The organism is Anaerovirgula multivorans (assembly GCF_900188145.1).
Taxonomy (GTDB): domain Bacteria; phylum Bacillota; class Clostridia; order Peptostreptococcales; family Natronincolaceae; genus Anaerovirgula; species Anaerovirgula multivorans.
Genome location: NZ_FZOJ01000071.1, coordinates 1 through 7,570, shown reverse-complemented (window position 1 = coordinate 7,570; position 7,570 = coordinate 1). Strand labels below are relative to the sequence as shown.

8 protein-coding genes are annotated in these 7,570 nt (G+C 35.4%); 2 read left to right on the top strand and 6 right to left on the bottom strand.

Annotated elements, in window-relative coordinates; all coding sequences use genetic code 11:
• Positions 1–501 precede the first annotated feature (501 nt).
• Positions 502–747 (top strand): helix-turn-helix transcriptional regulator, encoded by a 246-nt coding sequence (locus CHB72_RS25280; protein ID WP_089285639.1) that lies wholly within the window; start codon positions 502–504, stop codon positions 745–747.
• On the top strand, positions 722–1,009 hold the full coding sequence (locus CHB72_RS25275) for a hypothetical protein (protein ID WP_089285638.1): 288 nt from the start codon (positions 722–724) through the stop codon (positions 1,007–1,009). Before CHB72_RS25280 ends, CHB72_RS25275 begins: the two co-directional genes overlap by 26 nt.
• Before the next feature lie 442 nt (positions 1,010–1,451).
• Here the strand turns inward: CHB72_RS25275 and CHB72_RS25270 are convergent, their stop codons facing one another.
• From CHB72_RS25270 to CHB72_RS25245, 6 genes are all read right to left on the bottom strand, one after another.
• The gene (locus CHB72_RS25270; RefSeq protein WP_089285637.1) at positions 1,452–1,736 is read right to left on the bottom strand and encodes a hypothetical protein; all 285 of its coding nucleotides are present in this window, start codon (positions 1,734–1,736) and stop codon (positions 1,452–1,454) included.
• 312 nt (positions 1,737–2,048) lie between these two features.
• Complete coding sequence (gene fosX, locus CHB72_RS25265) at positions 2,049–2,459, bottom strand: FosX/FosE/FosI family fosfomycin resistance hydrolase (RefSeq protein ID WP_089285636.1); 411 nt, start codon at positions 2,457–2,459, stop codon at positions 2,049–2,051.
• Positions 2,460–2,719: 260 nt separating this feature from the next.
• Positions 2,720–3,958, bottom strand: a complete 1,239-nt coding sequence (locus tag CHB72_RS25260) for a type I restriction enzyme HsdR N-terminal domain-containing protein (RefSeq protein ID WP_089285635.1) — start codon at positions 3,956–3,958, stop codon at positions 2,720–2,722.
• A 351-nt stretch (positions 3,959–4,309) separates the two neighbouring features.
• Positions 4,310–4,780 carry an NUDIX hydrolase gene (locus CHB72_RS25255; protein WP_089285634.1) on the bottom strand — a complete coding sequence of 157 codons (471 nt, stop codon included), beginning with the start codon at positions 4,778–4,780 and terminating at the stop codon, positions 4,310–4,312.
• Positions 4,781–5,002: 222 nt separating this feature from the next.
• A complete protein-coding gene (locus CHB72_RS25250; protein WP_089285633.1) occupies positions 5,003–6,361 on the bottom strand; it encodes an ATP-binding protein in 1,359 nt (452 codons plus the stop codon).
• Positions 6,362–6,951: 590 nt separating this feature from the next.
• On the bottom strand, positions 6,952–7,401 hold the full coding sequence (locus CHB72_RS25245; protein WP_089285632.1) for a DUF5071 domain-containing protein: 450 nt from the start codon (positions 7,399–7,401) through the stop codon (positions 6,952–6,954).
• Positions 7,402–7,570 lie beyond the last annotated feature (169 nt).

Genomic DNA, 7,570 nt, shown 5'->3' with positions numbered 1-7,570 from the left:
GATTTGTTTCACAATTTTCATCTAATGTTTAGTAGCATCAAACAAACCAATTGGCCCCAATGCCCTACCCCGATATTGTGGTGTCAACTAACGTTTTGCCATTCCCGACGCCTTTGAACTGAACCCCAAAGGAGTACCCCTTGGCGGTGCTTGCACCCAGTGAGAAGGTGTGGTGCTCTGACCTTTCCCTAAACACGTGCCTCCAGCACCCCTGCGGGAATGGGCATGTTAGTTGATGCCACAACCTATCTCTCTTTCTTATCGTACATTATTTAGGTGATATGTCAAGATTCTTAATGTTTAAAGGAGTAGTGTTGCATTAACCTGTTTTTTTTAAGATTCAGTGAAATAACTAATAATTATCAGATTAATATAAAGTATCACTGATATCTTGACTAGTTTACCAACCTATTTGTCATGTTTGTCAATATTTTTGTCATGTTTACTTGACAAAGATTGTTCTTTATAATAAAATAGCATTAGAAATGAGGTGTTTATATTGTGAAAGATAATCTTATTTTAAAAAATCGGTTAAAGGTTGCCCGTGCTGAACATGAACTATCACAAGCTGAACTTGCTAACCTAGTGGGAGTAACACGCCAAACCATTAGTACCATTGAAACTGGTCAATATTGTCCATCAGCAAAACTGGCACTTCTTTTAGCTCAAAAGCTTGATAAAAGATTCGAAGATTTATTTTATTTCGAGGAGGTCATAAGTTATGAAAAAACAAGTAGAAAGAGATGAACGTACTGTTATCGTTGAAAAATCTGGTTTCTATTATGCATACTTATTTATGGGTTTTGCATTGTTAATCAATATAGCTTATAAAGGCTTTATAATGGGTGAGTCTGCATTTGATTTGCTCGCAATACTTGTGTTGAGTGGTTTCGTTTCCGTAATATACCAAGCAAAACACAAAACACTTAGTAGAACTTGGTTTAAGAATATCATTATGACATTTTTAATAGCGGTCGTTATTGCAATCATGATAGCTACGCTAAGGTAATACAGCATTTCCAGATAAGTCTACAAACTTATCTGGAAATGCTTGCTATCTAAATTAATCTTATTCCTTTCTATAATTTAAGTTTCTCTTTATTTATTACCGTATAATATATCTGATACTTAGAAGCATCAGACAAACCATTTGACCCCAGCGTCCTGCCCCGATATTGTGGTTTCAACTAACGGTCCTGCATTTGCAACGTCCCTAAACCGGACCTACCTGACCCTACTTCCTTGGCGGAGCTTCGCTCCCGGTGAAGGGATGTGGTGCTCTGATCTTTCCATTAAAACGTGCTTCCAGCACCTTTATGCAAATGTATTGTTCTCCGATGCCATACACCCCGTGATTCAGAGGGCGACTGGACGTCGCCCCCTTGCATAGCACTTGACCTATACTGCACATTATGAAATCCGCTAAAGATTATGCTCATTTGGTGGTGCTGTTAAATATCAGTATTTTTCTTTGCAATATTTAAGATGATAAAAACTATTCCTGTGAACATACAAATACACAAAGATATAAAAAGGGGAAATAATTTATAATGCGAGAGGAAAGGGAAAAAACCATTTCCCATTACCACATCGCTAACTATGGTAGTTCCATTGGGTTTTTCAGCTACTATAGGAACAGGAACCTGCATAATTTTAGAAATAATAATCAGTACTATATTTCCTAAAAAACCTATTGCACTCAAAACAGGACCTAATACTTTCTTTTTGTTTTTCATAGTGACCTCCATATAAATAAAATATAAATAATCTTTGTTACGTAATATCAAACAAATGTGAATTAGCAAGGCTTTTAAAGTGTGCTTACACAATCTGCGGCAGGACGCCGCGGTCTTAACATGTGGTTTTGGAGAACGGTTCCGTGTTTGCAACGTCCCTGGACCGGACCCTAAAGGAATACCCCTTAGCGGAACTTCGTTCCCGGTGAAGGGATGTGGTGCTTTGACCTTTCCCTTAACACGTGCTGCCAGCACCCATACGCAAAAACATTGTTATATGAAGTCGCACGCTTACAAATATATGTAGACACCTCACTGTTTTATTTTCTCATAGGTTTTTAATCTTTGTGAAAGGGTTCCTGTATGCAATTCAAAAAGATGGTTATCAAAATCATAAAAGTATAGTGAACGTCCTTCTCCTTCAACTCTTGGACGCGGTTGCTTGTAATCTACCCCTAACTCCAATATTTTTTTCTCATAAATTTCAAAATGTTCTTCCTTTATTTTAAACGCAACGTGATTATATGTACGCTCCTTTAACACTTCACCTTCCATTATTGCAATCCATTGTCCATTTATCAAAAAAAATTTTTCTCGAGACAAGGAAAATGTATTATCTCCACTTGAGTAGACCTCTTTAGCATCAAAAATGCATTTGAAGAAAGTGGTTGCTTTTTCTAAATCTTTTACAATAAATGTTATATGGCTAACCCCTTCTATCATAAATATCAACCCCTTTATTATTAGCTACCCTTCTATAACTTCAAAACCGAACTACGGACTCAATGGTATTTTGGGGTGCGATTTTATATAACGGTTCGTGTTTGCGACGTCTCTGAGCCGGACCCTAAAGAAATGACCCCTTGGTGGAGCTTGGCTCCCGGTGAAGAGATGTGGTGCGCTGACTTTTCCCTTGAAACGTGCTTCAAGCACCCTTGTGCTAAACACATTGTTAGCTGAAGTTTCAGTGAACTTACTATCTCTTATAAAAAATCAACTACCTTTAGGGGCAAATATGCCTCATTTTCATTTTCCATTACAAAAGGTCCTAATATTGCTGAAAAAGATACCTTGAAAGAATCCGTTTCACTTTCAGCTCCATATTTAAAAGGATATCTAGTTAAAGATGATTTAACTTTATCTCTTTTATCCTCAGGTACTTGAGCTATAAAACTATCAAAATGCTTTTTATTAAAATCAAATGATGCTAAGCATTCTTTTTCAAATGGAATAGTAAGTGTGAAGGTAAATATTTCTTCATCAACTCTGGCAATTGTACCTATTCCAGAGTCATAAAAATAAAATTTCATACTAGGATTCATACCAGATTTAAGCCACCAGATACCAAAATCAGGTTTATAGTCGAAAATATGTGGTTTTGTAAATGCAAGTGGACTAAGAAGTCTATATACTTCCTCCCATTTTTCTTCTATTTCATTAATTTTCAAATGTACTATTGGCTTTATATCATTTACATCAAAAACAACAAGCTCTAGACCATTGCATAAAACATATTTCTCTACACGAACCTCTCTATGTATCGCATAACTAAAGGCTTGCTCTGGATTTTTTCCCTTTAAAATATTCTCAGAAGGAGCTTTTGCATCAATAATAAATACATTGTTATTATCAACTTGAATTAAATAATCTGGAATAATACTGATGTTTTCTTTCTTAGTCCCAAACTGTATATACGGGTGCTCTAGATTTTTGCTTCGAATAATTCTATTACTCTTAAAAGCTGAATAGCCCAATTGTTTTAATATTGGCGAAACAATTTCTTCTCTGACACTATCTTCTTTGAATGAATTATGTTGTATTGCTTTAATATTTATTTTTTCATCAAAAACAACAAGCTCTAGACCATTGCATAAAACATATTTCTCTACACGAACCTCTCTATGTATCGCATAACTAAAGGCTTGCTCTGGATTTTTTCCCTTTAAAATATTCTCAGAAGGAGCTTTTGCATCAATAATAAATACATTGTTATTATCAACTTGAATTAAATAATCTGGAATAATACTGATGTTTTCTTTCTTAGTCCCAAACTGTATATACGGGTGCTCTAGATTTTTGCTTCGAATAATTCTATTACTCTTAAAAGCTGAATAGCCCAATTGTTTTAATATTGGCGAAACAATTTCTTCTCTGACACTATCTTCTTTGAATGAATTATGTTGTATTGCTTTAATATTTATTTTTTCATCAAATATTCTCATTTATTTCTCCTTTCTCATGAAACTACTCTCATCTATTTCAGCTAACGTTTCGCATTGCCGAAGCCTTTGAGCTAGACCCCAAAGGAATACTTCTTAGTGGAGCTTGTCTCCCAGCGAAAAGGTTTGGGTCGGAGCACAGTGGAGCCGGCAATGTATTGTTATGTAAAGTCACGCGCCCCTCGAAGCCAGAGGCTGACAGGACGTCAGTCCCTTAAACATTTTATTTTATTACATTGTATCAATATATGGTGTAATACTTAAAACTAAGTTCCAAAGTCTTTTATCAAAGCATCTTTATGCTATTCACACCACATCAAAATTAAAGTTCAAAAATCATTCTTTTTAATTACACTATTCAAGGCTAACAAAATGTTCTATACCATCCGAAATATTTTCGATTTTATCTTTAATAAAAGATGGATAAATAGTTAACCGCTTCATCTCTTCAATCGACACCCATTTTAACATTATATTACAATTATCCTTCTGCGAAACAAAAGAATCATCTGGTATATCAGCGTCGTTTTTTAATGAAATAAGGTAATAAAAAGCAATTCCATGTGCGTCTCGACTTCCCCATTTCCAAAAAGTTTCTTCTATCCATATAAGACGATTACAAAAAATATCTGCTCCAGTTTCTTCTCTATACTCTCTAATAAGAGTTTTTTCAGAAGTTTCCCCAATTGCAACATGTCCACCTGGCAAAGCATATTCATTATTATCGCATTGAACAAGTATTCTGTTATTTCTTATCAAAACGCCTACGCTTCTAAAATTACATATGGAATTTTCATCCCTAAAACACCAGTCTTTCCTTTTCATAAAATCCCCTCCAACGCTAAACTTTTGTACATTATCAAAATCTCCAAAGCACCACCTTTATAAAATTCTGCTGCAGGACGCGACAGTCTTCGCGCGCGATTTTATATAACGGTTCGCATTGCCGAAGCCTTTGAGCTGGACCCCAAAGGAATGCTTCTTGGCGGAGCTTGTCTCCCAGCGAAAAGGTTTGGGTCGGAGCGCAGCGGAGCTGGCAATGCATTGTTATACGCCGTTTTGCTCCCTTTCTAGTTTTCTGCTTATTATTTCAACCTGTAACTCTTGAATCTTTAGTTTTTTCTTCCCTCCATCAGTCTTAATAAACACTTCTTCTTTCGATGTAGCATATAAAAAATCTGTTTTTGAAGGAAAGACTGTTATTTCAACAACATAAAGATTTTTCAGAACATTCATAGTTGAATCATATACTTCTACCAAATTCAACGAATACGAGCTTTGAGCGATTGGAGGAGATATATTTAATAATTTATTGCTTATTTCTCGACGCAGCTTATCTTTTTCCTCATATTGCAGCGTAACGCCTTTAACAATGCGCTTATCAGTGATCCCCCATAATATTCTTCCAACTGTTTGCAGTTTTGAATTTAAAAAAGCAACAACATACTGATCTACAAGACTTAGAATCGAATCCGTCGAGTTATTTCCTTTTACTTCTTTGAATTCCATTTCAATATTTTCTTCAAGTTCAACAATTGCACCCTTTACGTATTGAACAATGTTATTCGAACTAGAAATATCTGTTCTCTTAGATTCAATATGCGAAAGCAGATTCATTTGGCAATAATCAAAACTCATTCTTCCTTCAACATAACCATGATTTTGATTTTCTATAAAATGTACTTCATCGTTATGCAAATTCTTTATTTCTACCGTAGTAGTTAAAATGACCTGGATATTCTCTTTATAGCTATTTATGAATTCAAGTAGCATGCCCCCGATATGAGAACCAATCATTCCCGTAAACCCATCAAGAATAAGCAGTCTATACTCAAAATTCAACATAAATGTAATAATGCCCAGTACATTAAGGAGATAACGCTCTCCAGCCGAATGAACTCTATACAAGTCCAAATTTTCTTCTATTCTAACCTTCTTCAATATATTTCTAAGAAAAGTTTCTGTTTTATTTGACAATTTCACGTCAGTTATTTTCTTTTCAATAGCATCAATATCAATTCCAAAGTCTATGTTTTGTCCTTCAAACAATACAAGCGGACAATATTTGGCAATTTCCAAAATATCTAGTTGGAGCAACGGCTGAACAGATTTGTATTCTGCATTAATAGAAATCGCATGGTCTCGTTTTGAGTCAAAACTTCTTTTAATAATTACATTACCTTGTTTTACATCGAAAAAGAGCACAACTTCTCCTGAGTGAGTTATACTTTTTGAGATAGGGATAGTCCTTAGAACTGATTTCCCATAGTAAGCATACGCGATGGAACCAATCAGTTGAGTTTTCCCAGACCCATTAGCTCCTACAATTACATTGGCACCTTTTTTAAAAGTCATTCTAAAATCTGAAAAAGGACCAAAGTCTTTTATCAACAGATTTCTTAACATAATTCCTCCCTCTATAATCTTTCATTTTTTTAGATTATATTAATATTCCTTAGATTTTCAAATTTACTTTTGTTACTCAAATGCACAATATACTCATTTTTGTGTATATTTAGATGCAGAAGCGAAAATTTAATAAGCTTTTCGTATTTTTATCATTTTCGGCTGATATGACTTCTTTGATTCAGACACTGCTCTCAGTACCCACAACAAGTTCTGTACCCACTTTACTCGTATTGCCCTTATCTGTACTTATTTATCTTGTTTGGCGGTTTTTCATTTCTATTGCTTAGAGTTAATTTTTAATAATTAATGTTTACTATCATTAATTTTTTAGAAATATTTAGAAGTCCTTATTTTGCATTTAGAATGGCATATAACGTCCACGCATTTGCGACGCCTTCGAACTGGACCCTATAGGAGTACCCCATAGCGGAGCTTCGCTCCCAGTGAGAAGGTGTGGTGCCGAACTCGCTTCGTGACGGTGCCTACAGAGACTTTCTCCCTGACGTCACTTCTTGCACCCCTGCGGGAATGGTCATGTTATGTGTAGTGGCAACCCCCAAAGCAATGCTTAATATTGACTTTGAGATTTACTCATTAGATAAGCAAACCAGTTGTTTATATATATCGCTATTTATTTTATGGTTTAGCTCTAACTCTTTTAGCAAGAAGACAATACCAAACGCCCATAATCCATCCTTATCTAATATTGCTCGTTTTGAAGCTTCTTCTATATAAGGCATCAATTCAAGTGGCTCGACATCACGTAAAATTTCGATGATTGTACTAACCCCAGGCCAATTTACATCTTGGAACCATTGCATAATGTAGGGTAAAACTGGCTTAATTCGAGGATAACCTATCAATTTCAAAACTACTGCAGCATTTTCCCAACAGCCTTTGTGACAGATATCATTCGACTGTTTAGCCAATAATACTATATCCTCATCATCAATTTCTTTAAGACTTCTTATTGCGTTTGCTTGAACTTCTCTAGGTTTACCCCAATCCAAATCAGCAATTAATTCTTTAATCGGCATATTCAATCTCCCTAAAATAAAACTTAATATTCAACCCCGAAATTGTCATTACACATAACGTTTCTGCCATTCCAGACACTCACCGTACTCCAAAGTCTTACCCTAAAAGTGAGTGTAGTCTGACGCACACCCTTGACCGTTCCCTACAGACCCTAGCGGGAATGGGCAT